This is a genomic window from Bacteroides togonis, assembly GCF_900130135.1.
Classification (GTDB): Bacteria; Bacteroidota; Bacteroidia; order Bacteroidales; family Bacteroidaceae; genus Bacteroides; species Bacteroides pullorum.
This window is the reverse complement of record NZ_LT670820.1, coordinates 2,063,372-2,087,884: the sequence shown is the minus strand read 5'-3', so window position 1 is coordinate 2,087,884 and position 24,513 is coordinate 2,063,372. Positions and strand designations below refer to the sequence as shown.

The following is a 24,513-nucleotide window of genomic DNA, read 5'->3' as shown; positions in this document are numbered from 1 at the left end:
TCAGCCATTGGCGGCTGCTTCCTGGATGGCACGGTTGATAGCGGGGCTGTCTATAGTCTTTCCGTCGGCTTTGGCACCGTAGTCTTTTACATTATATACGTCGGCTTGGATTGCTGCCGTGCAGAGGCAGAGCAGCAGGAACAATATCTTTTTCATCATTGTAGGGGCATTAAGGTAAATCGTTTCAAGTAAGAGGCATTTCCGTACATGGTATGCTCGTCGGACAGATTCCAGAAACCGTCTTTCGAAGTGGGGTTGGCATCCCAGTCGATTACAGCCCAGCAGAGACCTATTTCATTGCCTTCTTTGAGGACGGTTGGACGGGAGAATTCCGGCCCGTCGGCATCGGCATGGTCGAAGGGAGTGATGTAGAACTCCAGCGTCAGTTTGCCGGCTTCGCCTTCACGAAAGTCATAGTGGTAGGCATAGTCGGCGTAGGGCTTCTGCTTCAGCCACACTTGTGGTCCCCAAAGCATGCACCAGTCGCGTCCGTGGGGTGGTGTGAAGATGTGGTAGTTCTGTGCGTGGCAGCCGTGAAACTTGAACCAAGCCTGCCAGACATCTTTAGGAGCAGTCGGGTGGAAGCGGTCGATGAACGGGCCTCCTGAGCAGTCACCGTCCACTACTACTTCGAAAATGTCCGTATTCAGCGAGTTTTCATTGAAGCGCCAGTAGTTGTCCCAGGCTTCGTAGAGAAAATACAATTTCTGGGTTTCGGCACACCAACCTACCTTTACGCTGACCTGCAAGGTTTCGGTGTTTGGAGCGGCATGCTTACCTTCGTCTTCTTTCATTGCGGCTTCAGTTATGGTATAGCTGTCGGGTACACAGGACCAGTCACGGGTATCACCGTCCAGGACGGGGACTTCATCGGCTGCAAACTGGTAGACTTTGTAATCCTGCGCGTTGGCTGGCAGATACGTCAGCAGCAGGAACAGGGAAAGATACAAATGTTTCATCATGGGTTGTTTTTGATTTCTTTGTCAAAAAGGGCTGGTAACATAAAGTGGTTATAGTCGGCTTTGGCGTTTTGTTTGTACAGGCAAAAGTAGAGAGTCTCTCCTTCTTGCCAGGTGCGTAGGGCAGCGATTACGGGAGCATCTGTCTTTTTGCCTGAACGGTAGAGTGTCAGGGGATTGTTCTGCTGATGGGCATCGCAGAGGATGGGTTCGGGACCGTCGGGCATCACACCGTGTACAGTTCTCAGTCTCATCACCTCACCGTAGTAGACGGTAAATGCATTTCCTTCGGTACAGAACACATTGTCGTGACAGGCGTCTGTGGGGATTGCATTGTTTTGTTCCGTCTTTACAACTTTGTCATCACAAGCACCGAAAGCCCAGCACAGGCGAGCGTCAGATGGTAGATTTTCGGCTGTGGCCTTCAGAATGATTCCTTGTGTGTCGGTCAGTGAACAGATGGTTAGTTCTACTTTACCTCCTTTCCACAGTTTGTCTTTTACCGTGTAATGGTTTCCTTTGTTTTTCACTTTGCATTGGTCCAGCCATCGGCTTTCCTCACCGCAGACCATTCCCAAACGTAAGGTTCCTGCTCCTTCTGGAAGTTGCAGAGGGGGGAGGGTTTGAGCTTGGATGGTTGCTGTCCATAAAAATAGTAGCAGCAGTAACAGTTTGTTTTTCATTGTAGGTCTAATCTTGATTATTTATGCGGCTAAGTTACGTCCTTCCGAGGTTTGAGCAAATGGAAATAAGTACAATAGGATGGAATATTGTATAAAGAAAAAGAGGGTGTGTCGTAATACGCGATTCACCCTCTTTTCTTTATCAACGATAAGAGCGTTGTTAACTTTTTCAAGCAGCGATATTCTGAAGATAATCTCGATATTTTGTTCCCAATAGCTTAAATGAGTGGTAATAAGGCCGTAAAGGTGTTTAATTGGCCAATTTATCCCCTCTTTATTCATCTTGGTACACATCTTTTTTATATTGAAGGCGATGGCCAGGAAGGAAAAGTCCATAAGGACCTTGTCCTTTCCAAAATGACGGAAGCGCTTGTAGTTCATGTTGAATTTTATCTGTCCAAATACAGCTTCCGGTTCTATACACCTTTGCCCTCTGTGTTTCAGTCCTTCTTCGGAACAGAGAAGTTCCCGGGCTTTCTGTTTGTATATCCTGAGTCGGTGATTCAGTTCTATCGTCCTGTTTCCTTTAGCTTTAAAACACAGACATCTTAACGGACACCCTTCGCATCTGACAGCCCTATACCTGGCATATTCGACTACATATCCGGATTCGGTTTTCGTATGCCTGGTACCTGCCCTCTGCATCTTTTGTCCCATTGGACAGACGCAGTAGTCCTGTTCTTCATTGTAGAAAAAGTTTTCGGCTTTAAAAGGATTCGGTTTAAATCTTGGCCGCTGCTCCATGTGGAAACAATTGTATTTGACGTATGCTTCCATCCCGTTTTCCGACATAAAGTGGTAATTCTCTTCTGATCCGTAACCGGAATCAGCAACCACCGTATGAGCCAAACGGCCGTATCTGTCGGCAAAGGACTTCAGAAAGGGAATCATCGTCAAGGTGTCAGTCGGATTCGGAAAAAGAGAATAATCGATAATGAATTGATTTTCCGTAGCAATCTGAAGATTATATCCTGGTTTTGTCTGACCGTTGTGCATGGCATCCTCCTTCATTCTCATAAAAGTGGCCTCTTTGTCTGTCTTGGAATAAGAGTTGCGGTCCTGAAGATTGTCCAGATGGTTATTGTATTCCTGAAGCTTATCTCTATGTGCTTCCAGTTCTTTCAGCTGCTTGCGTTTCTTTCCCAGCGCAGATTTCTGCTCTTTCGTGGATGGTTCTGAAGTCTGTTCAAGAGCAGTGCGTAATTCTCCCGCCATTTCTGTCAGCATGGAAGGAGTAAACTCAATTTCCTCGTTGTTTTCCGAAGCTTTTTCCTGAGCGATGACGTCATCTATTTGGCTTAACAAAACACTGATTTTCTTCATCAGTCGTTCACGGTTTCGCTCAACGCTCTTCCGCCATACAAAAGTATATTTGTTGGCCTTGGACTCAATCTTTGTTCCGTCAATATATTCCACATTCAGACTGATGAAACCTTTGGATGAAAGCAGAAGTACGGTTTGGGTAAACACTTCGTTGATCTCCTTCTTCACCCGATTACGGAAACGGTTGATAGTAATAAAGTCCGGTTTCTCATAACCGGCTAACCAAATGTAATGGATATCACGACGAAGGAGCTTTTCTATTTTCCGGCAGGAGTATATATTGTTCATATAGGCATACAAGATAACCTTTAGCATCATCTTGGGATGGTAAGGACTACGGCCGCATTCTTTGTATAACTTCCTGAAACCTTCAAGATTCAGGCTTTCAACCAAAGCGTCAACCATGCGTATAGGATCGTTTTCTGCAATATCTTCATCGATTCTTTGCGGAAATAGTACCGTTTGGTTGGGAGTGTAGGGACGAAAATGTATCTTTGCCATATGTATAAATCTTTAGGCTTAAAGATACAAAATCTTTAGGTAATAACAAAGCCCCAGCTTGTGAAAGTCGGGGCTTTGTGCTAAACAAAGAAGGTGTGCTTTTTGACACACTTTCTTTTCTCCTTGTTTAAGTTGTATGTTGTAACTATGGCTTGTTTATTTCGCATCATACAATTCCTTGAGCCATCATGGCATTGGCCACTTTCATGAAACCGGCAATGTTGGCACCCTTTACATAATTTACGTATCCGTCGGGTTCCGTACCATACTTCACGCAGTTTTCGTGGATGTTTTCCATGATGTAATGCAGTTTTGCATCTACCTCTTCAGCACTCCATGACAGGCGTTCAGAGTTCTGAGTCATTTCGAGACCCGATACCGATACACCACCTGCATTGGCAGCCTTACCCGGAGCGTAGAGGATCTTGGCTTCTTGGAAAACGCGGATTGCTTCCGGTGTAGAAGGCATGTTGGCTCCTTCGGATACTGCAATCACACCATTGGCGATCAACTTCTTGGCATCGTCTCCGTTGATTTCATTCTGTGTGGCAGATGGAAGTGCAATATCTGCTTTCTCACCCCAAGGACGAGCTCCTTCTACGTATTTCACGCCAGGATATTGTTCTGCATATTCACGGATACGACCACGGTACAGATTTTTCAGTTCCATGATGTAGTCCAGTTTTTCGCGGTCGATACCTTCGGGGTCGTAAACGTAACCGTCGGAGTCGGACATGGTCAATACCTTACCGCCCAGTTGCAATACCTTTTCAGCTGTATATTGGGCTACGTTACCTGATCCTGAGATAAGTACTGTCTTACCTTTCAGATCCATTCCTTTGGTCTTCAGCATTTCCATCAGGAAGTATACATTACCATAACCCGTAGCTTCGGGACGGATTAGTGAACCACCAAATTCACGGCCTTTACCGGTCAACACGCCACTGAATTCGCGGGTCAGCTTCTTATACATGCCGAACATAAAACCAACCTCACGGCCACCTACACCTATATCACCAGCAGGTACATCTACATCCGGACCAATGTGGCGCCACAGTTCCAGCATGAAAGCCTGGCAGAAACGCATCACTTCAGCATTGCTCTTGCCACGCGGAGAGAAATCTGAACCACCTTTTCCACCACCCATCGGAAGGGTAGTCAGTGAGTTTTTGAAGGTCTGCTCGAAAGCCAGGAACTTCAGAATGCCCAGGTTTACAGATGAGTGGAAACGGATACCACCTTTGTACGGGCCGATGGCATTGTTATGTTGTACACGGTAACCCATATTGGTTTGTACATTGCCTTTATCATCAACCCAAGTGACGCGGAACTGGTATACACGATCAGGAATACACAGACGTTCAATCAGGTTAGCTTTGTCGAATTCGGGGTGTTTGTTGTACTCTTCTTCGATTGTACCTAATACCTCTTCTACGGCTTGATGATACTCAGGTTCATTGGGAAACCGTCTTTTTAAATCTTCTAATACCTTAGCTGCATTCATAATCTTTGTTTTATTAGTTGTTTTATTACTTGCGGTTGCAAATGTATATATAAAAATGATAAGTGCAAACAATTTATAAATAAAAAGCGAGATAAAACGTCATTTTTTTTGTTTTATCTCGCTTTTAGTAGAAAAACGATATGTTTTTACCGCTTCTTCAGTGACTGGATGACAGGAATGAACACCAATGCTGCCGAAATGAGTATCATTAGGATGACAGGACCGTCAATTCGTTCGCTGTATACTAATACATAGTAGCAAAGTAACGCCCAAAGAAGCGTGATGCAAACTATTTGTGATTTAGAAAGCGGTTTTCTCATTGTTTCGCTTTCTTTTTGTCGACAATGGCGTCGATGACAGCCACGGCAGTAATGTTCACAATGTCACGTACCGAACTTTCGAAGTCTGTAAAGTGGATAGGCTTGTTCAGACCCATTTGTATCGGACCGATGAGTTCGGCGTCTGTATCCATTGCCTGCAGTAGTTTGTAAGCTGAATTAGCTGAACTCAAGTTGGGGAATACCAACGTATTGACATCCTTGCCAAAGAGACGGGTAAAAGGATACTTTTTGTCACGCATTTCGCGATTCATGGCAAAGTTCACCTGCATTTCGCCATCGATAGCCAGTTCGGGATAGTGCTGTTGCATGTAGTCTACGGCCTCGTGTACCTTGACAGGACTTCCTTCCGTGTCGGCACCGAAGTTGGAGTAGCTCAGCATGGCCATCACCGGAGTATGGTTGAAGAAACGCACAGTGTGTTCCGACAACTTGGCGATGTCAATCAGCGTATCCGTGTCGGGATGACGGTTAATGAGCGTGTCGGCCAGGAAGTAGGTACCCTTCTTGGAATTGAGGATGTGCATGGTACCGAAATGTTTGTATTCGGGACGGATGCCGATTACTTCCTTAGCTACCTTGATGGTGTTGCTGTATTTGGTGTAGAGTCCGGTGATGAAAGCATCTGCCTCACCTGTTTCGACCATCATCATGCCGAAGTAGTTGCGTTCGAACATTTTATCGTTAGCTTCCTCGTAGGTCGCACCTTCGCGTGCACGCTTTTCAGACAGGATGCGGGCATAACGTTCACGGCGCGGAGCTTCATCGGGGTGACGCAGGTTGACAATTTCAATACCTTCTAGGCTGAGATCCAGTTCCTTGGCCAATTTCATGATGGCTTCGTCATTGCCCAGCAGAATAGGATGACAGATACCTTCGGCTTTAGCTTCAACAGCAGCTTTCAACATATTGGGGTGGATACCTTCTGCAAAAACTACGCGTTGTGGATTGCGGCGTGCCGTGTCGTAGAGCTGGCGGGTGAGTTTACTTTCGTAACCCATCAGTTCACGCAACTGCAGGCAGTAGGCATCCCAGTCTTCGATATTCTTGCGGGCTACTCCACTCTCCATGGCGGCACGGGCCACGGCGCACGACACTTCTGTAATGAGACGTGGGTCGACGGGTTTCGGGATGAAGTATTCGGGACCAAAAGTGAAATTATTCACATGGTAGGCTTCGTTTACTACGTCGGGTACGGGTTGCTTGGCCAGGTCGGCAATAGCGTGTACGGCAGCAATTTTCATTTCTTCGTTGATAGCACTGGCGTGTGTGTCCAATGCACCACGGAAAATGTAGGGGAAGCCGATGACGTTGTTGATCTGGTTGGGATAGTCTGAGCGGCCAGTCGACATCAGCACATCAGGCCGGGCAGCCATAGCGTCTTCGTAAGAGATTTCCGGTGTGGGGTTGGCCAGGGCGAAGACGATAGGATGGTCTGCCATCGAGCGTACCATGTCCTGTGTCAGCACGTTGCCTTTGGACAAACCGAGGAAAACGTCGGCTCCTTTAATGGCTTCTTCCAGTGTGTGTACATCGCGGCGGTCCGTAGCAAAGAAGCGTTTTTGTTCAGTCAGATTTTCACGATCGCTTGTAATGACTCCTTTGCTGTCCAGCATCAGGATGTTTTCGCGGCGGGCGCCTAACGAAACATACAGTTTGGTGCACGAAATGGCTGATGCTCCGGCACCGTTTACTACGATGCGTACGTCTTCAATCCGTTTGCCAGCTACTTCGAGTGCATTCAACAGTCCTGCACTTGAGATGATGGCTGTTCCGTGCTGGTCATCATGCATTACGGGAATATCCAATTCTTCTTTCAGTCGGCGTTCTATTTCGAAGCATTCAGGTGCCTTGATATCTTCCAGATTGATTCCTCCAAAAGTAGGGGCAATAGCCTTTACGGCTTGGATGAATTTCTCGGGGTCCTTTTCATTTACTTCGATGTCGAATACATCAATACCTGCATAGATTTTGAAGAGCAATCCTTTGCCTTCCATTACAGGTTTACCGCTCAGGGCGCCGATGTCTCCCAGCCCGAGTACGGCAGTACCGTTAGAAATAACGGCTACCAGATTTCCTTTGGCTGTGTATTTGTAGGCATCCTGCGGATTTTTCTCTATTTCCAGACAGGGTTCGGCTACGCCGGGTGAATAAGCCAGCGAGAGGTCGGTTTGTGTGGTATAAGGCTTGGTGGGCACCACTTCAATTTTTCCCGGTTTGCCCATTGAATGATAGAGCAAAGCGGCTTCTTTCGTAATCTTTCCCATATTCGTTTTTAGTATTTGTTCTATGATTCTATGCGTTTAATGCTTGCTCGATGTCAGCAATAATATCTTCGGCATTTTCGATACCGACAGAGAATCGGATAAGGTCTGGACGTACACCGGCTTCCATCAGTTGCTCGTCTGTTAATTGACGGTGTGTATGGCTGGCTGGATGGAGTACGCAAGTGCGGGCGTCGGCTACATGGGTAACGATGGCTGCCAATTTTAGTGAGTCCATAAATTTGATAGCAACGTCGCGTCCGCCTTTTAATCCAAAAGTTACCACACCGCATGATCCGTTTGGCATGTATTTTTGTGCCAGTGAATAATATTTATCACCTGGTAGGCCGCTGTAGTTTACCCACGCTACTTTGTCATTCTTAGACAGGTATTCGGCTACGGCTTGTGCATTTTTGCAATGTTGCGGCATGCGCAGGTGCAGTGTTTCCAGTCCGAGGTTTAGCAGAAAGGCGTTCTGCGGTGATTGGATGCTGCCTAAATCACGCATTAATTGGGCTGTAGCTTTGGTTATGTAGGCCATTTTACCGAAAGCTTTTGTATAGGTCAGTCCATGGTATGATTCATCAGGAGTGCAGAGACCGGGGAATTTGTCGGCGTGGGCATCCCAGTCGAAGTTACCGCTGTCTACGATACATCCGCCTACGCTTGTGGCATGTCCGTCCATGTACTTCGTTGTGGAGTGTACTACGATGTCGGCTCCCCATTCAAACGGACGGCAATTAATAGGGGTAGGGAAGGTGTTGTCTACAATCAGAGGAACTCCATGTTTATGAGCAATGCGGGCAAACTTTTCGATGTCAAGAACCTCGAGTGTGGGATTCGAAATGGTTTCGCCAAACAGTGCCTTGGTGTTGGGGCGGAAAGCGGCAGAGATCTCTTCTTCCGATGCATCGGGATTGATGAAAGTCACGTCAATGCCCAGCTTTTTCATTGTTACACCGAAAAGATTGAATGTCCCACCATAAATACATGATGAGCATACAAAGTGGTCGCCTGCCTGGCAAATGTTGAAGACGGCATAGAAGTTGGCAGCTTGTCCACTTGAAGTCAGCATGGCAGCTACTCCACCTTCCAATGCTGCGATTTTAGCAGCTACTGCATCATTTGTAGGGTTTTGAAGGCGGGTATAAAAGTATCCGCTGTCTTCCAGGTCGAAGAGGCGAGCCATCTGTTCGCTGGTATCGTATTTGAAAGTTGTACTCTGATAGATGGGGAGTACGCGGGGTTCTCCTTTTTTGGGAGACCAGCCGGCCTGTACGCACAGGGTTTCGGGTTTGAATCGCTTGGTCATAATCGAATAATTGTATAGTTTTGGGTTATTTATATGCACTTATTTCTCGCAAAAGTACGGAAAATACTGTAAATTTGTCGGCTGAAACCGGATTTTTAGTGGATTTAATAGAATGAGACATATTTTACTTCCTTTGATATTGGCCCTATTCACCCTTTCTGCAGTGGCCCAGCAGACCACCGATACTCCTCGCAGAGGCGAGGGAATCTCTTCATTTTTGCAGCGTAATCATCGTTCCGGACAGGCTTATTACCGTGAATTCCTGCGGCTGAATGAAAAGAAACTGAAAGGCAAGAAAGAACTGATATTGGGAGTACGTTATGTGCTTCCTCCGTTGAAAGAGGGAGGAGAACAGTCTGTTACTGCTAAAAAGCGGCAAATTAAGGAACCCTTGTTCGGCAAGAAGCTTTCGCATGTCGATGTGACGGGCAGTAGCTTGGACGGTGCTTGCTTTTACATCGTCAGTGGACATGGTGGTCCCGATCCAGGGGCTATAGGGCGTCTGAATGGCCATGAGTTGCATGAAGATGAGTATGCCTATGATGTAGCCCTGCGCTTGGCGCGTAATCTGATGCAGGAAGGTGCCGAAGTACATATTATCATCCAAGATAAGAAAGACGGTATCCGTAATGATAATTATCTGAAGAATAGCAAACGGGAGACATGTATGGGCGATCCTATTCCACTCAATCAGGTCGAACGTCTGAAACAACGTTGTGTGAAAATCAATGAACTCTATCGCAAAGACCGACAGAAATACAAGTATTGTCGTTCGGTATTTCTCCATGTGGATAGCCGTAGTAAGCGGGCCCAGACCGATGTATTCTTTTATCATGCTCCAGGTAGCAAATATGGCGAGCAATTGGCTCGTGGCATGAAGAATACGTTCGAGCGTAAGTATGACCGCCATCAACCCAATCGTGGTTTCGAAGGGACGGTGAGCAGTCGTAATCTCTATGTATTGCTTAATTCTACTCCTCCTGCATTATTTGTAGAGTTGGGAAATATTCAGAATAGCTTTGACCAGCGCCGTTTTGTCATCAGTGACAACCGTCAGGCACTGGCCAACTGGATGCGTGAGGGATTGATTGCTGATTTTAAGAAATGCAAATGATTCAGGGGCGTCCGCCGCGTAGCCAGCAGCGGCGGTAATAGGCTTCGTCAAGGTGGCTGACAATGACTCCCCGGCTGGTACTAGCATGTACAAAGTATCCGTCTTTCAGATAGATGCCTACGTGGGTAACTTTTTTTCGTGATTTTCCATTGTGGAAGAATACGAGATCACCTTCTTTCAATTCCCGACGCGAGACTTTTCGGCAGGCTTTCATTTGCTCACTGGTGCTGCGTGGAAGACGCATATGGTATACTTTCCGATAGATTTCTCCAGTCATACCCGAGCAATCTGTTCCTTTTTGAGTGTGCCCGCCGCTACGGTAGGGGGTCCCTATCCATTCGGCGGCGGTGAGATACAGGTGATGGTTATCCTTGGGGCCGATGTCTATACCCAGCTTTACTGAGGCACGAGCTAAGGCCCGATAGTCTAGTCGAGGAGTCGATGTATGGCAGGCACTTAGACAGAGCAGCAGTATTGCAGGGAGTAATAGTCTGTACAGGCATTTCATTATGCTTTCGCCTCCTCGTCTTTTTGTACTTCTTGTACTTCCGGTTCGTCAGTTGTTGATAATGGTTGTGCCTCCTCTTCTTCGGCCAGTTCTTCTTCTTTGACACCTACGTTGAAGTAATCTTCCAGTTCCTTTTCTGCTGAACCGTTGGCATTGTCAATGTCACGGATGATGATGCCGTGTTCCAGCAGGGCGATGCGGGGGCAGATGTCTACCGTGTGGTTCAGGTTGTGGCTTGAGATAAGAACAGTAGCGTTATGCTCTTCATTGTAGCGTTTTAGCAAGTGCTTGATGATGGCTTGTGATGAGGGATCCAGGAAATTGAACGGTTCGTCCAAAATGAGTAGGCGTGGATGGGGAAGTATAGCCGAGATGATGCCTATTTTCTGCTTGTTGCCCATGGAGTAGTTGCGGATAAATTTCTTCTGTCCCATTACTTCGCCGTTCATGAAACGTTCGAAGGGCAGGAGGCGTTCGTCTACCTCTTCCTTTTTCAGCCCGTACATACGGCCGATGAAGTAGAAGTATTCTTCGGGTGTCAGGTAGTCAATGAGGAAGCCGTCGTCGATGAAGGCACCTGTAAAGGTTTTCCAGTCTTCACTCTTGCTGACGTCAGTTCCGTCAATGCAGACGTTGCCGCGGTCGGCTTGCAGCAAGTCCAGAATAAGGCGGAAGAGAGTAGTCTTTCCTGCGCCGTTGTTGCCCACAAGTCCGAGCATTTCGCCCTGGTTGATTGTATAGTTTTCTATGTCGACGGCTTTCTTTTCACCGAATAATTTCTGTAATGAGTTAATCTGTATCATAGTCAAGAACAATGTAAGTTCAATATTTAGTAATTGATATTTTATATTTCTGATATTTGTCTTTTATCGCTGCCGGCTGTCACGAAATCCTTCCAGGTTTTTATAACGTCGTTTCATGAAGCGATGATAGATATTTTTCAACCAGAAGCGCGAGGTGAGGATGAAGCCCAGTCCTACGACAATCAGGATGATATTAGTGGTATTTTCGCCCAGCCATATTTTGAGAACGAAATTTAGCAACAAAGGTAAACCGAAGGCTGCAAACGAAATGAGATTCTGCAGTCCTGTTCCCATATTCTGGCGATTGGTCAGTTTGGTGTTCAAATCCAGCGTGCGGTTGTTGTATACGGCCAACTGGAACAGGCAGAAATAGATGGCTCCGGCAGTAAACAGTGCCCAAGCCAGGCAACTGACAACGGTCAGCTTGCCTGTCACCATAGCAGGTGTCATCAGCAGGAAGGGAATCAGAATAGCTACGCTATAAAGGATGTACTTGGCACGCAGCAGCGAGTAGATGGACTCCTTACGGCTCATCAGTCCATCAATGTAGTTACCTTCGTAACTCATGATACTGAGCAGGAACATGATGCCGAAGATGACGTAGTTGTACACCATGATGAAGTTTTTCATGCCGTCAGAGTCGTAGATATCCGAAAAGCTGAGGATACCGCTGAACATCAGTACGATGATAACAATGGAACGTAGTGAGGCTTTGCATACTTTGTTGCGTAGCAGCAGCTTCAGCTCCAGGCGCATGTATTCTCCTATTTCGCCGTAGCGGTCCAGGAAGCGGTATTCCGACACGCTGCGCACCTTCACAGTTGTATCTTCTACTTTGTTTAGTTCGCTGTACACCAATCCCTGCATCACTTTGCGGTTAACGAACCATAGAGCAATGATGACGACTATCACGCTGAGAAAGCTGAATACATTGCCTGTAATGAAGCCTTCGCCTAATGTTACGGCCCAGTCGAACAAGGGGCTGTCGTCAGGAATGAACAGGGCACAGCCGATAGCGCCATAAACGGAAAGCGGAAGGAAAGTCCACCAGATGCGTTCGTTCATCAGTGTGCGGCACAGTAGGAACCAATAGTTGTTCATCACCATCATCAGCCAGATGCCGATACTGTAGGTAACAACGCCTGTCACGCCATAGAAACGCGTTACGGTGATGATAGCCAACGGTACAAAGAAGAACAGCCAGAAGAGGTTGAACGTACTCAGCCCAGAACGAAGTAGAAGACAATCTATCAGCCTGTTGCGTTTAATGGGAAGCAACAGGTAGGGTTTCATTTCCTGCGTAGGTGTTTTTTGGAAAGGAAAACGGATGAGGAAGTCGAGCGCCAGGATGATGATGAGTCCCCCGTTGATGATCTGGTAGGGCTCGCGCGACTCTTCACTCAGGGCAAAAGCAAAAGTTGTGCCGAAGAATATCAGATACCCGGCCCAGAAGGCGGCCATGAGGTACATCCAAAAACGGCCGAATTTGTTTTTGTCGTACATGGGATGGCGTTTGTCGGCCAGCTTGCCATGTCGGCGTAGTTCGAGAAACAAGTTCATGATTGCATGTAAATGTTTGGTATGAAAAAAGGCACGGATAACTCGGATTTTACGGATTTGCTATGCCATTCCGTTGTCTTTCCGTGTCATCCGTGCCTGTTATTTTATGTAGGGCTTTCCTTTTAGTATTACTTCTTGTCGGGTACGGTCATCACCACTGTAATCTTGTTGCCCTGTTTTTGCAGGTCGGCAGCAAACTTTTGTACGTCTGCTTTGCTGATGGCATTGATCGTTTCTACGTAGTCTTTGGTATTGTCCACACCGTTGCAGAAATATTCTTTCAGATTGTTTACCCAGTAGCTGTTTTCTTTCTGGTTGTCGTTATACTTTTTCAGCATATACTCCTTGATTTTCTGCATGTGTTCGTCGCTCGGACCTTCGGTAGCCATTTCTTTCATTTCACGATCGATGATGGAATTCAGCTTTTCGAATTTGTCAGGGTCTGTCTGATATACAATCTGCATCATCATGTCTTCCGTCGGGTATTTGTTCAGCCCTCCGTAGCAGCTGACGCCGTATGTACCGCCTTCTTTTTCGCGGATTTCCTCCGTGTAAACCATGTCGAGTGCCTGTGTCAGGAAGCTCATCAGCAGATTGTTCTTCAGGTCATATTTGCAGTCGCCGCTGTAGAGCATGAAGACAGTGGCCATCGGTGTTTGCTGTTCCTTGGCATATGTCTTGTTCAGAATGCCCTTGGCGATGTCCATGTGGTTGTCGCGTACGGTTTCTTTAGCACCTGTAGAGGGCAGAGCGCCGAGGTATTGCTCGATGAGCGGCTTCATTTGTTCCAGATCGATGTTACCAACGAGGAAGAAGGTGAAGTCGCCTGCATTGGCGAAACGTTCCTTGTAGATTTGCAGAACGCGGTCGTAGTCGATCTGGTCGATCAGTTCGGGCTTCAGCGAGAGATAGCGCGGATGGTTGCCGTACATCATCGAGGTGATGGTGTCGTTGATGCTCGACAGCGGGTTGGCTGCTGCATTTTCCAGCTGTGCTTTCAGACGTGTCTTGAAAGAGGCAAAAGCTTCCATATCCTTGCGTGGAGCTGTGAAGCTCAGGTAAGTGAGCTGCATCATCGTTTCAAAATCTTTGGGTGAGCAGTTGCCGTGTACGTATTCTTGTGTACCGCCTACACCTGCGTCTACCGATACTTTCTTGCCGGCCAGCATCTTCGTCAGTTCCACGTTGCTGAAGTCACCCAGTCCGCCGGCAGAGATTACGCCGTTCAGAATGCCTTGGTTGAAGTTCAGCTTGTCACTGTCGGGCAGCAGACTTGTTCCACCCAGACTGAAAGCGCTCATGCGGATTTCGTCAGCCTTGAAGTCTGTCTTCTTCACGTAAACCTTCACACCGTTCGACAGGGTCAGTTCCGTTGTGCCATAGATGGCGTCAGTCTTTTCCGATACGATCTTGCCGCCTTTGGGAGCTTCCTTCATCAGCGGTTCGTTGCTTACCTTGTCTTCGTAGGGTTTTACGTCGAGTTGTTTCATGCCGTTCAGCTGTGCCAGCACTTCTTCCTTAGTGGGGATTACTTCTCCTTCTTTGTCGGGGGCGGAGATGATGACCACCTCGTTGTTGTCAGGAATCAGTTCGCTTTGTACAATCTGGTTTACCAGAGCCACAGGAATGTTGGGGGCTATTTGGTTGAAGACAGTATATTCGTATTCGATGCCTGGCATAGGCTCAGCGTCGAGGAAGTGCTGGATGCACTCGTTTACGTACGAATCATTCTTCGTGTTGGCACGTTCGTTATAGGAAGACTCAATGCGTTGCAGGATGTTTGCACGGGCACGTGCATATTCCGATTCCGTGAATCCATAGCGGCGCATGCGTTCTACTTCTGTCAGCAGAGCGGTCAAAGTTTCCTTCAGACCGTTGTCTTTGGCTGTACCAGAGATGTTGAAGGCTTCTTTGGTTTTGGACAGGAAGAAGTTGCCATAATAACTGCCGGCATTTACATAGGGCGGGTTGGCGCTCTGTGCCAGTTCGCTCAGACGCTCATTCAGCATCATGGTGATGGTGCTCATCAGGTAGTCCTGCACCAGGTAGGCCATAGTACCCTTGATGGAGTCGGGCGTGGCATCGTGCTTGAAGTAGATGTCGATGCTCGGACTGTCTATCTCCTTGTCCTTACCTATATATATAAGGGGTTCGGCATTATCGGGTACGGGATAGTAGACACGTTCGGCTGGGTTGACGGGCTTCTTCACGTCTGCAAATACCGACTTGATTTTGGCTTCCATCTGGTCTACATCAATGTCGCCCACGATGATGATACCCTGCAGATCGGGACGATACCACTTGGCGTAGTAGTCGCGGATGTCCTGATAGGGGAAGTTGTTGATGACGTCGATGCTGCCGATGGGCATACAGTCGCTGTACTTGGAGTCGGGGTAAATGACGGGTTGCGCTTCGGTGTAGAGGCGGAGCATGCCACTGTTGCGGCTGCGCCACTCTTCGCGGATGACGCCGCGTTCCTTGTCTATCTCCTTGTCGGCCAGCAGGATGGCGTTGCTCCAGTCGTGCAGGATGAGCAGGCAGGAGTCTACTACGGATGCATCTGTACTGGGGACGTTGCTGATGCGGTAAACAGTTTCATCCACCGAGGTATAGGCGTTGAGGTTCACACCGAATTTAATACCTTTCGTTTCGCACCATTGTACGATACCCAGGCCGCGTTCGTCGCCGGGGAAGTTTTTCGTACCGTTGAAGGCCATGTGCTCCAGGAAGTGTGCCAGTCCGCGTTGTTGTGGCTCTTCGAGGATGGAACCTACTTTCTGTGCGATATGAAATTCAACACGGTTTTCGGGTTTTTCGTTGTGACGGATGTAATAGGTCAGTCCGTTGTTCAACTTGCCCACGCGTACCTGTGCGTCCATGGGGACGGGTGGCATCTGCTGGGCGAAAAGGATTCCCATGTTACCGCAGACGATGACTGCGGCCAGGATGGTTTTCTTGAATAAATGTCTCATAACTCAATTTTTAAGTTTTTCTGTATGTATCAGTCGAAGGCGGTGGCCGAAAGTCACACGCCAGAGAGATTTTTTTAGTGATTATCGGCTTGTAATTCGTCTCTTATTCGGGTATAATCAGCGTAATGGCTTCGTGCAGGATACCGATTTCCAGCGGGAAGTGGCGGTCAAGAATACGTCCGTCCAGGTCGACTTCCGCATTCTGCGCACGAAGCACTTTGACGTGTTGAGTACGATAGGGGTGAACTACCTTGTGGTTCAGGATACGTCCTTGTATCAGCATCCACAGGCCACTGAGCAGCTGGCGAAGTTCGGGACGGTAGATGACAGAAACGTCCAGCCAACCGTTGTAGGGGACGGCACTCGGCACTTGTCCATAACCACGTGCACTGCCGATACAAACCGTCATGATACGTCCGCGGATGTGTTCGCCGTTTATCTTCAGGTGCATGCGATGAAGCTTGCGTTCGAAAATGAGCGACAGCAAGGCCATGAAATATGACAATGGCTTTACGCCCCAGAATCGTTTGCACTGGTCGGTTACCTTTACGATGCGTGCTCCCAGGCCGATGTTGATGGCGTTCAGGAAATAGCGTGTCAGGTGTTTCTGTCCGTCGTAATAGTAGCATGTGCCTACGTCGATACGTCTGCGCCGCCCGTGAATGATGCAGTCTACAGCCTCTTTATAGTCATCGCTCATGTCCCAGTAGTTGGCAAAGTCATTGCCGATGCCGTTGGGGATGATGCCCAGGCTGATGTTTTCCTTGTCAGGAGCATCGGAGTTCATGATGCCGTTGATAGCATCGTTCAGGGCGCCGTCGCCACCCACGATGACGATAGTATGGTAACCGTTGTTGGCCAGAATGCCGGCCAAACGTTCCACCGAGCCGAACCCTTCGGATTGTACGTAGTCATAAGCCACGTTCCGGCTGTCCATGTATTCCTTGATTTCTTTCCACCGTTTCTGCACTTTGCGTGTGCCGGCTTTGGGGTTGTATATCACCCCCCATTTTTCGGGTGATTTCGTCATAGCTTCTTTGTCCTTATTGTTTGGCAGTAGGAGAGGAAGGAAGCCTCTTTCCTGCCGTTGTCACTTGCAAATTTACAAATTCTCTGTGAGTTTTCCTTTGACAAACGCAATCTTTTCTTCCATGGGCAGGCGTGCGTCCATCCAGTGTATGGTAAAGCCGCGCCGTTCCATGCCTCTGAACCATGTCATCTGCCGCTTGGCAAACTGATGGATGGCGGTTTCCAGTCCGTGGAACATCTCGTCGTAAGTCAGCTGGCCGGTGACGTAGAGGGTCAGGTATTTGTATTCCAGTCCGTAATAGATGAGGTCTTCTGCTGCGATACCTCGTTCTAGCAAGCGGCGCACTTCGTCCACCATACCTTCGTCCAGTCGCTGCTTCAGGCGGCGGGTTATCTTTTCGCGGCGCAGGTCGCGGTCGATGTCCACGCCGATGATGAGGCTTTTCAGCTGGGGAAACGAACGCTCGTCCACGGGGGTGTGCAGGTAGTATTCTTCTATTTCGATGGCGCGGATGGCTCGTTTGGCTGTGTCCACGTCCGTTGTGTTGTGCAAGGTCTTGTAGGTTTTCAGCAGTTCAGTCAGTTCTTCCAGCGATTTGTCTGCCAGGCGGGCGCGCAGCTCAGGGTTCTCGGGTACGGGCAGCAGACGGTAGCCTTTCAGCACTGCCTCTAGATAGAGTCCCGTCCCTCCGCAGGCGATGGGTATCATACCCCTGTGGCGGATATCTTCGTAAGCCGTCAGGAAGTCGCGCTGGTACTCGAAGACGTTGTACTTGTAGCCCGGCTCGGCGATGTCTATAAGGTGGTAGGGGATGGCTTGTCCGTTTACGTTGTAGTCGGCCAGGTCCTTCCCTGTACCCAGATCCATGCCACGGTACACCTGTCGGGAGTCGGCACTGATGATTTCCGTTTTCAATTCAGCTGCCAGAGCTGCTGCAAAAGGTGTCTTTCCCGAAGCTGTAGGACCCAGTATGGCGATTAAATCATAGTTTGGCATACACTTGCAATTTACGTTCGGGCAAACTTACGGATTTTCTGTGGAATATACTAATGAAAGACTGGTTCTATTTTTCTCCAGTTGAGAAAAACTTTTTTCCCAACTGGAGAAAAAACAGTGGCTGCTTGGCGTTTCCAACTGCCTACATTAGCGTCGTAAAGTGCCACTTTAGCGTGCTAAAGAGGGACTTTACGGAAGCCAAGTGCCTCATGGTAGAAAGCAGTGCTTTTCGGGTGTGAAAGCAATGTTTTAAAGGGAAGAAAGCATCGTCTTCTTGTGAAAATTATGTTTTTGTTTTATCCTTCACGCCTTCACTTCATTTCAAAACGTTGGAATATAGTTTGTTATGGTGAAACATGTGTTTTGTTTGCTTTCACGTTTTGGGGCTGATTACAAATTTCTGTGAATTATGAATTGTTTTAAGGTTAAAGAGAGTTTGCATAATTACTGTGACTACAATGTATAGGTACAATACAACAAATAGCGACTGCTACTATTAGGTTCTTGTAGTAACAGTCGCTATTATATTGTAGAGGTTAGTGCCTGTAGTTTACTGAATGTTTATGCAGTTCATTGTAGTTCGACATCAGTTCCAGCAGGAGGTATAGGCTGATTGTTTCGTCTTATTCTATTTAGCCAATTCGCACCTTGTTGTTGTATCTGAGCATCCAAATTGTCAACCCTATCCTCTGTCAGATCAGACCGTAGAATTTTGAAGGTATTGAACATTTTTAAACCTATATATTCTTCAGTAATCATCTCTATTACCTTTGTTCTATTCCATAATGGATGATAGAATATTGAACAGATTCCATTCCTATTAATCCAATAATGCTGCTCTTCTGTTTGCGCTTCAAGATTGAATTTCTTTGCACATTCATGTACAATGTGATTCCAATCCTGAAGCTCCTCATAATTAGCGCGCGTATTCGTGTCAAATCCGAAATCATAATTTTCATCTAACATTAAACGCAATATACCCACTCCGAGTCGCCAATCAAGCACATGATGAAATCCTCTGTTATTGTATGTTAAGAGGCACTTCTGACATGAGGTCAAACAGTTGCATCTATGCTCTTGGGAGATTAGGGATTGCATAAAACTCTTGTCTTTGGGCGTTTTTGTTACATCAAAAGAATCGAAATCGATGATACGCCTAATCAGTTCTTCTAATTTTCCGTCTTGATATAAGTAGCTTACAATGCCAGCACCATTAGGTAACGCATCACTCAGATATAGCGTAGGATATGCAAAATTCTCATTAATTTTTTCGCATATTTCTATTTCATCGGGTTGGACATCAAGTTTGTCTGCCAACGCTCGTTGCAATAAGAAAGCGGCTGAATAGAATGCGGCTCTGATAGCAGATTTATTACCAGTTTCTAATGACAAATCAAGGACAGCAGGATATGATTTCAGTTCCAATTTAATCATTTCTGTGACTTTCTTCGATCCCAATGCAATGTCGATTGTATTTTGACCTTGTCCTTTTCTTACTATCTCTTCTTTGCCATTTACATTAATTTTGTCATAGAACATAAAGTTCGCAGTATTGTCATTAGGCTGTCCCAGTAGGTTTGCAGAATAAGCACCTGTATAGAATCTGTTATTATTGCTATTCACATGCCATACGGTAGGATCTTCATTTAATCCCATTTCATACATCGAAATGTCCACATTGCAGACCGTTTTCTTGTTAGATCCTGTTTGTATAGAGCTATTGTCTCGCGCAAAGATCTGGCTTTGAGTAAAACTACTTCCTTTGTCATTGTTTTCTACGGGAGTACCAGTATTTCCTACTATATCTAAAGAGCGATAGGCTTGAGGAATCACAATAAGACGTTGATTGTCAGTCAAGTTTATTTGATTGGATGGAGTATTATGTGGAGCCTCTGTGATCTCTATTATGTTATTATCATTCTCACCTATGTTTTTGATGTACGATAGTATATATCTATCAGACAACGCATCTCCATTAGGATTGTAGAAATTGATTCGTCCGTTATTAGCTTCTTCCATGATTGGAATTGTTACTCCCTCAACTCTATACTTACCCTTGTCCTTCGTCTTTTCTGATCCAGGTGCAAACTCAGTAATTGCAATCTCACTGGAACGGTCAATACTCTTTATCCTATTAAATACATTATCATAGCCATGGTAAAAGTTGCGCACATCAGAAGGCATTCCATACATAGGCAGGAATCCGGCTTCAGACAAATAAGCAGCCAATCCCATGTCAGGATTAGTTGCTTTGTGAACGGCATTATCAATCTGGCTAATCATATCATTCGATATCCAGTTTATAATATCCTTTATATCATTTTGAATTTGACCATTTGTGTTGAATTGATCAAAGTATCGATGTACTATCGCATTAACAGCTACCTCGTTATTTGTAAGCCAGTTTTGTAATGTTGCCTTATTGGTATTATTCCATTCACTTATTCGTCCAAATTCACCTGCCGTATCTTGAAGGTCATATTGATAGCGAAGTCCTATGAAAGCCTGATGGAGTATTTCTTTCACGACAACACGTTTCATTATAGCTTTTTTCATTCGCATTTGGCCATCAGAGTCTCGATATGGAGCCAAAGACAATGTCGGAGTTGCGGGTATTCCACCTACCATTTCGTCGGTAGCTTTTTCATAATAGTACACATCATGACTCCTTCCGCGGCAGAACGTGAATGCGGTAGAATACGCTTGACCACGACGACCACCACGACCGACACGCTGTTGGTAATTGTAACGTGTCGGTGGCATGTTACCTTGGAATATGGCTTGCAAGCTACCAATATCAACACCGACCTCCATGGTAGTAGTAACACAAAGCATATCAATAGGCATTGTCATTTCTTTACCACGTTTTGTTGGGTCATCGTCATTTATCAGGATTAGATCCTTGAATTCCCGTAAACGTGCTTGGATATCATCAGTCTGTCCTGATAATTCTTCTGTATGAAGCCTTCTTGGTGCTTTTTTCTCTTTTAAAATGTCAAATGAGATATAATGATTGTGCAAAGAATCGGTATCAATTGTAATACGAGGATCTAATGTTGTCATGCAGCATGTATTGGTGCAGAAACCGAATCCCATATTGGGATGCACTCGACCACATCTAGGACATTTCAGATACCTGTCCTTTGTCATTTTGGTGAAATACAATTTTTCAAGTTCAAGAGAAAGAATTTCATTGTCAGTACAATTTATTTTCAAGTAAGCAACAAGAGCATTGCCCAATTGGTTTTCATCGATATTATTTTCAGTACAGAATTTTCCAATAGGGCGTTTTACAGAGGCTTTAAGATTTGCGTAATCTGTATAAGAATTTCCACCTTCTACGCTTGGATAGAGATAGTTGTCACCCATTACACGGATGAATGCGTCAACGAATTCATAAACATTGATATTTGCTGGCAATAGATTTCTTAACGCTTGATACTCTTGTGATCTTTCAATATCAGCTGACTGTGGTCCACTGATATAACCAATACCTGCATCTAATACGCTTACACCCATGTATTTGCCAAACGAGTTGGCAAATACTGCATTTTCAAGTTGATTCCTGATTTGTCGGGTGTATGCGCTATCAAAAAAGTGAGGATTGCTTACTAATGAAAAAGTATTGAAGTCGTAAGCTGTGCTCCAATGGTACAAACCTGGTGCATTATCTCTTCTGTACCACTGAAACTTGTAAGCCTCTCCTGCCGGATTAATACCTCTTTGCAGTAATTTTCTTACTAAAGTTCCATCAAAACTATTAGCATGTCTGCTGATGAGGTCGGATAAAGGAATATTATTTGGAGAGAATCTGGCTAAACCTGTGTAATTGTTAGTCGTAACTGCAATCATGATAGCATACATTATTGCAAGAATGTCTGGACGCAACCATCTAGCCATAACTTCTTCATTGATTGTGTCCCATTGTTCACCAGCTGCTAGTCTCTGTCTAACAAAATCAACAATATCATCAATGCCAACTTCATTGACACACTCAACAAATAGCATACGAATCATGTCTCGATATTGTTCCTTCTCAATACCCAGTGCCTGTTTGGCGGCATCTTCTCTGCTGTCGGAAAAACCAATAAGCTTTGCGGATTTATCATCTAATTGATACAATAATTCCTTGCTGAGGATCTGATTACTACGATCGATACCAGTTCGGAAACTACGAATAGGTGAATGTGTATATTTGCGTAAAGTATAATCCTGTAAACAATGCGGACAAGTACATGGAGCTGCATAAATTCTGGAAGCTCTTGTACTATCAATCTCTTGATCATTGTTATTCACAACTTGATAAAGGAATCCTTGAATGCCGTTTTCTTGAATAGTGGGGTAGAGTTCTCCTGTCTCAGGCGAAATGGATCTATCTTTTGGGATAAACCTCCCTGTTAAGGAATCCAAGTAACCTGGAACCCATTGAGCTTTGCCTAAATCATAAATATTGTTACCGGATGAAATTTCCACTACATGATTATTTGCCCCTGCTTGAGCATTTCCATTAGTCAATTGGATTTGTGTATCCAAATCTTTTGGCCAGAAAATCGCATACTCCAGATAGTTCTTATTCTGAACCATCGGTGTCGGATTGAAATTAGGTATTTGCTCCAGATTAGGGAAGTTTAATGTAAGTGAAATGCTACCGTTATCTTCCATTTTTCTATTCCCCCCTATAAACAGTTGACCACAATTTTCACAACGGAGCAGTTCAAGTACCTTTCTTGCTCCTACTTCCTTTGCATTGTAGCTGAGATTCTTTACAGGTGGAACTTCATCAGATAAAGAAGGGTTCAATTCACCCCATAGCCCTTCGATATACTTAAAGAACTTATGAAAACGGAATCTTGGCAATTTATGATTTCTGTAAAGAGTATCTATATAACCTCTAAAGATAAGGAATCCGCGATAAGCTTCCTTATTACCTTTAAATAAAGATTTAATTAGTTCAGATTGGGCAATCGGTCTTTTTGATCTATCTTTATTTGAAGGCAGGCAATTGAAAAAGTCATTAAAGATCTGCTCTTCATACTTTTCACAGAATTCTGCTATGGAATCACAATTGAATTTTTCCTTTATAAATCGTTTTACTTTATTCGTGCGTATATCTTCTACATTACCTGCATTATTTGTTTCGAGTTCAATCGCAATGAAGTTTTCATGATTAAACTCAGAAAACAGTGTATAATCAATAGTAATATTTTGTTCGCTTCCTGTGTAATTGGAACCAGCCTGAACATTGAATACCGTTTCTCCTTCAATGGTACTGTATATACCAAAGAATTCTTCCATGAATTTTTGTGTTGTAGTCTCGTCCCCTAAAGAAGCGGATGAAGCAAGTATTTTGATCTGGGGATTCGGAATTTTGTTTCCATGACCATCATCTACTACAGGTTCAAGACCAATGGCATTATACAACATACGCAACAGACAAGCCACCTCGCTACCCGCAGTTCCCCGGTACAGGTGGAGTTCATCGACAATGATGTGAAAAACTCTATTCTTTTTAGCTTCTTCGCGCTGTTCTTTAGGAAGGTCTTCTGCTGCCAGCCAACGTCTGGTATCTTCAAACATTTGGCTTTCTGCCCGTCGCATAAGCATAATGCTGAGCATCGAAGTATTGGTAATCATAATATCAGGTACCCAATACTGCATATCCCAACGGGTTATCATCTCGCTGGTAGTCAAATCTCCTCCAAGTCTCGGTTCAATGTACAGAGCATCTCTTTTATCCGGATGATTGTTTACGTAATTATTGATAAATTCAAAATTATCATGAATCTCTTTCAACTGTTCTGCTACTTCTTGTCTCTTTCTGTTAAAAGTATTCAGGTGATCAGGATCTTCGAGTAAATCATAACTTTTCGGAGCAATAGTCGCACCGTTGTACCTGCCGAAATAGATGCGGTTTCCATTCATATTTTCTTGCATAAAATTACGTACATCATCACTGTCGAGTGCTTCCCTAAGACGTGCCATCTGATCCTCGACCAAGGCATTCATCGGATAGAGCACAAGGGCTCTGATGGCTGCACGTCGCGGATCGCCTGACCGTTGATTAGGTGTATATCGTCTTATATTGGTTCGCCCTTCTACAACACCTTCATACCAATTGGTGTGTGAAGTGGCTTGTCCCCAATTGTTGTTAATATACTCTTTGTATATATCTGCTAACAGCGGTAGCAGGAATGATTCTGTCTTTCCTGAACCTGTGCCTGAAGTGATGACTGTGTTTTTGTATTTAAGTGTTTTGCCATTTTCGTCTATTCCAGCAAATGCTTTCTCCAGCATTCCTATCTGATGGCCGTAAGGGATATACCTATCCATCAGGCCTTGCATCAATCCTTTTGAGATGAAGTCTTCGAAGAATTCTTTAGCGTGTTCTCTCCCGCCTAAAAAGTCGGAGAAGCGATTTATCAGGTCATCCATTGTAGATAACTTTGTAGCAGGGGCATATTCAGGAAGTACTTCTAAATAAGGTTCCTTGCTGAGGTTGTTGCCTAATGCTTCCATTCGTTCTTCATCCAGCCTTTCATTGCTGATTTTATACGCTGCTTTGAAATAACGTCTATAGTCTTCTTCTATCTTTTCAAAAGCTCCAATTGGATCTTGTGAGAATAAATGTTCAAATTTCTTCATAGTA

16 protein-coding genes are annotated in these 24,513 nt (G+C 45.5%); 1 reads left to right on the top strand and 15 read right to left on the bottom strand.

Annotation, left to right across the window (positions count from 1 at the left end):
• The 8 genes from BQ8005_RS17935 to BQ8005_RS08945 all read right to left on the bottom strand — a co-directional run bounded on the left by BQ8005_RS17935 (nucleotide 1) and on the right by BQ8005_RS08945 (nucleotide 8,884).
• Complete coding sequence (locus BQ8005_RS17935) at nucleotides 1-159, bottom strand: glycosyl hydrolase family 28-related protein (protein WP_394334099.1); 159 nt, start codon at nucleotides 157-159, stop codon at nucleotides 1-3.
• On the bottom strand, nucleotides 156-959 hold the full coding sequence (locus BQ8005_RS08970; RefSeq protein WP_075319071.1) for a hypothetical protein: 804 nt from the start codon (nucleotides 957-959) through the stop codon (nucleotides 156-158). Before BQ8005_RS08970 ends, BQ8005_RS17935 begins: the two co-directional genes overlap by 4 nt.
• A complete protein-coding gene (locus tag BQ8005_RS08965; protein ID WP_075317814.1) occupies nucleotides 959-1,642 on the bottom strand; it encodes a DUF4450 domain-containing protein in 684 nt (227 codons plus the stop codon). The genes BQ8005_RS08970 and BQ8005_RS08965 overlap by 1 nt, the downstream gene beginning before the upstream one ends.
• Before the next feature lie 21 nt (nucleotides 1,643-1,663).
• The gene (locus tag BQ8005_RS08960) at nucleotides 1,664-3,466 is read right to left on the bottom strand and encodes an IS1182 family transposase (protein ID WP_075317813.1); all 1,803 of its coding nucleotides are present in this window, start codon (nucleotides 3,464-3,466) and stop codon (nucleotides 1,664-1,666) included.
• A gap of 166 nt (nucleotides 3,467-3,632) precedes the next feature.
• Nucleotides 3,633-4,970, bottom strand: coding sequence for an NADP-specific glutamate dehydrogenase (locus tag BQ8005_RS08955; RefSeq protein WP_021846532.1), 1,338 nt, complete (start codon nucleotides 4,968-4,970; stop codon nucleotides 3,633-3,635).
• Nucleotides 4,971-5,116: 146 nt separating this feature from the next.
• Nucleotides 5,117-5,290, bottom strand: coding sequence for a hypothetical protein (locus BQ8005_RS17195; RefSeq protein ID WP_111936063.1), 174 nt, complete (start codon nucleotides 5,288-5,290; stop codon nucleotides 5,117-5,119).
• Nucleotides 5,287-7,575 carry an NADP-dependent malic enzyme gene (locus BQ8005_RS08950; protein WP_075317812.1) on the bottom strand — a complete coding sequence of 763 codons (2,289 nt, stop codon included), beginning with the start codon at nucleotides 7,573-7,575 and terminating at the stop codon, nucleotides 5,287-5,289. The genes BQ8005_RS17195 and BQ8005_RS08950 overlap by 4 nt, the downstream gene beginning before the upstream one ends.
• A gap of 28 nt (nucleotides 7,576-7,603) precedes the next feature.
• Nucleotides 7,604-8,884 (bottom strand): O-acetylhomoserine aminocarboxypropyltransferase/cysteine synthase family protein, encoded by a 1,281-nt coding sequence (locus BQ8005_RS08945; RefSeq protein ID WP_075317811.1) that lies wholly within the window; start codon nucleotides 8,882-8,884, stop codon nucleotides 7,604-7,606.
• A 112-nt stretch (nucleotides 8,885-8,996) separates the two neighbouring features.
• On the opposite strand from BQ8005_RS08945, the gene BQ8005_RS08940 reads away from it, so the two are divergent.
• Nucleotides 8,997-9,998 carry an N-acetylmuramoyl-L-alanine amidase family protein gene (locus BQ8005_RS08940; RefSeq protein WP_075317810.1) on the top strand — a complete coding sequence of 334 codons (1,002 nt, stop codon included), beginning with the start codon at nucleotides 8,997-8,999 and terminating at the stop codon, nucleotides 9,996-9,998.
• A gap of 1 nt (nucleotide 9,999) precedes the next feature.
• Here BQ8005_RS08940 and BQ8005_RS08935 read toward each other — a convergent pair whose 3' ends face one another.
• The 7 genes from BQ8005_RS08935 to BQ8005_RS08905 all read right to left on the bottom strand — a co-directional run bounded on the left by BQ8005_RS08935 (nucleotide 10,000) and on the right by BQ8005_RS08905 (nucleotide 24,509).
• Nucleotides 10,000-10,506 carry a C40 family peptidase gene (locus tag BQ8005_RS08935; protein ID WP_394334098.1) on the bottom strand — a complete coding sequence of 169 codons (507 nt, stop codon included), beginning with the start codon at nucleotides 10,504-10,506 and terminating at the stop codon, nucleotides 10,000-10,002.
• Entirely contained in the window at nucleotides 10,506-11,309 is an 804-nt protein-coding gene (locus BQ8005_RS08930) for an ABC transporter ATP-binding protein (RefSeq protein WP_075317808.1), read from the bottom strand. Before BQ8005_RS08930 ends, BQ8005_RS08935 begins: the two co-directional genes overlap by 1 nt.
• 63 nt (nucleotides 11,310-11,372) lie before the next feature.
• Nucleotides 11,373-12,869 carry a DUF5687 family protein gene (locus tag BQ8005_RS08925; protein ID WP_075317807.1) on the bottom strand — a complete coding sequence of 499 codons (1,497 nt, stop codon included), beginning with the start codon at nucleotides 12,867-12,869 and terminating at the stop codon, nucleotides 11,373-11,375.
• A gap of 128 nt (nucleotides 12,870-12,997) precedes the next feature.
• On the bottom strand, nucleotides 12,998-15,841 hold the full coding sequence (locus BQ8005_RS08920) for a M16 family metallopeptidase (RefSeq protein ID WP_075317806.1): 2,844 nt from the start codon (nucleotides 15,839-15,841) through the stop codon (nucleotides 12,998-13,000).
• A 103-nt stretch (nucleotides 15,842-15,944) separates the two neighbouring features.
• Nucleotides 15,945-16,871 carry a diacylglycerol/lipid kinase family protein gene (locus tag BQ8005_RS08915; protein WP_021846541.1) on the bottom strand — a complete coding sequence of 309 codons (927 nt, stop codon included), beginning with the start codon at nucleotides 16,869-16,871 and terminating at the stop codon, nucleotides 15,945-15,947.
• 72 nt (nucleotides 16,872-16,943) lie between these two features.
• Entirely contained in the window at nucleotides 16,944-17,867 is a 924-nt protein-coding gene (miaA, locus tag BQ8005_RS08910; RefSeq protein WP_075317805.1) for a tRNA (adenosine(37)-N6)-dimethylallyltransferase MiaA, read from the bottom strand.
• 570 nt (nucleotides 17,868-18,437) lie between these two features.
• Complete coding sequence (locus BQ8005_RS08905) at nucleotides 18,438-24,509, bottom strand: DEAD/DEAH box helicase (protein ID WP_075317804.1); 6,072 nt, start codon at nucleotides 24,507-24,509, stop codon at nucleotides 18,438-18,440.
• Nucleotides 24,510-24,513 lie beyond the last annotated feature (4 nt).

What these genes read in the sequence shown, in the direction of transcription:
- BQ8005_RS08950 (WP_075317812.1), bottom strand. Translation starts at nt 7,575, where the DNA reads ATGGGAAAGATTACGAAAGAAGCCGCTTTGCTCTATCATTCAATGGGC.
- BQ8005_RS08905 (WP_075317804.1), bottom strand. Translation starts at nt 24,509, where the DNA reads ATGAAGAAATTTGAACATTTATTCTCACAAGATCCAATTGGAGCTTTT.
- BQ8005_RS17195 (WP_111936063.1), bottom strand. Translation starts at nt 5,290, where the DNA reads ATGAGAAAACCGCTTTCTAAATCACAAATAGTTTGCATCACGCTTCTT.
- BQ8005_RS08945 (WP_075317811.1), bottom strand. Translation starts at nt 8,884, where the DNA reads ATGACCAAGCGATTCAAACCCGAAACCCTGTGCGTACAGGCCGGCTGG.
- BQ8005_RS08940 (WP_075317810.1), top strand. Translation starts at nt 8,997, where the DNA reads ATGAGACATATTTTACTTCCTTTGATATTGGCCCTATTCACCCTTTCT.
- BQ8005_RS08920 (WP_075317806.1), bottom strand. Translation starts at nt 15,841, where the DNA reads ATGAGACATTTATTCAAGAAAACCATCCTGGCCGCAGTCATCGTCTGC.
- BQ8005_RS08965 (WP_075317814.1), bottom strand. Translation starts at nt 1,642, where the DNA reads ATGAAAAACAAACTGTTACTGCTGCTACTATTTTTATGGACAGCAACC.
- BQ8005_RS08955 (WP_021846532.1), bottom strand. Translation starts at nt 4,970, where the DNA reads ATGAATGCAGCTAAGGTATTAGAAGATTTAAAAAGACGGTTTCCCAAT.
- BQ8005_RS08970 (WP_075319071.1), bottom strand. Translation starts at nt 959, where the DNA reads ATGAAACATTTGTATCTTTCCCTGTTCCTGCTGCTGACGTATCTGCCA.
- BQ8005_RS08930 (WP_075317808.1), bottom strand. Translation starts at nt 11,309, where the DNA reads ATGATACAGATTAACTCATTACAGAAATTATTCGGTGAAAAGAAAGCC.
- BQ8005_RS08925 (WP_075317807.1), bottom strand. Translation starts at nt 12,869, where the DNA reads ATGAACTTGTTTCTCGAACTACGCCGACATGGCAAGCTGGCCGACAAA.
- BQ8005_RS17935 (WP_394334099.1), bottom strand. Translation starts at nt 159, where the DNA reads ATGATGAAAAAGATATTGTTCCTGCTGCTCTGCCTCTGCACGGCAGCA.
- BQ8005_RS08935 (WP_394334098.1), bottom strand. Translation starts at nt 10,506, where the DNA reads ATGAAATGCCTGTACAGACTATTACTCCCTGCAATACTGCTGCTCTGT.
- BQ8005_RS08960 (WP_075317813.1), bottom strand. Translation starts at nt 3,466, where the DNA reads ATGGCAAAGATACATTTTCGTCCCTACACTCCCAACCAAACGGTACTA.
- BQ8005_RS08915 (WP_021846541.1), bottom strand. Translation starts at nt 16,871, where the DNA reads ATGACGAAATCACCCGAAAAATGGGGGGTGATATACAACCCCAAAGCC.
- miaA (WP_075317805.1), bottom strand. Translation starts at nt 17,867, where the DNA reads ATGCCAAACTATGATTTAATCGCCATACTGGGTCCTACAGCTTCGGGA.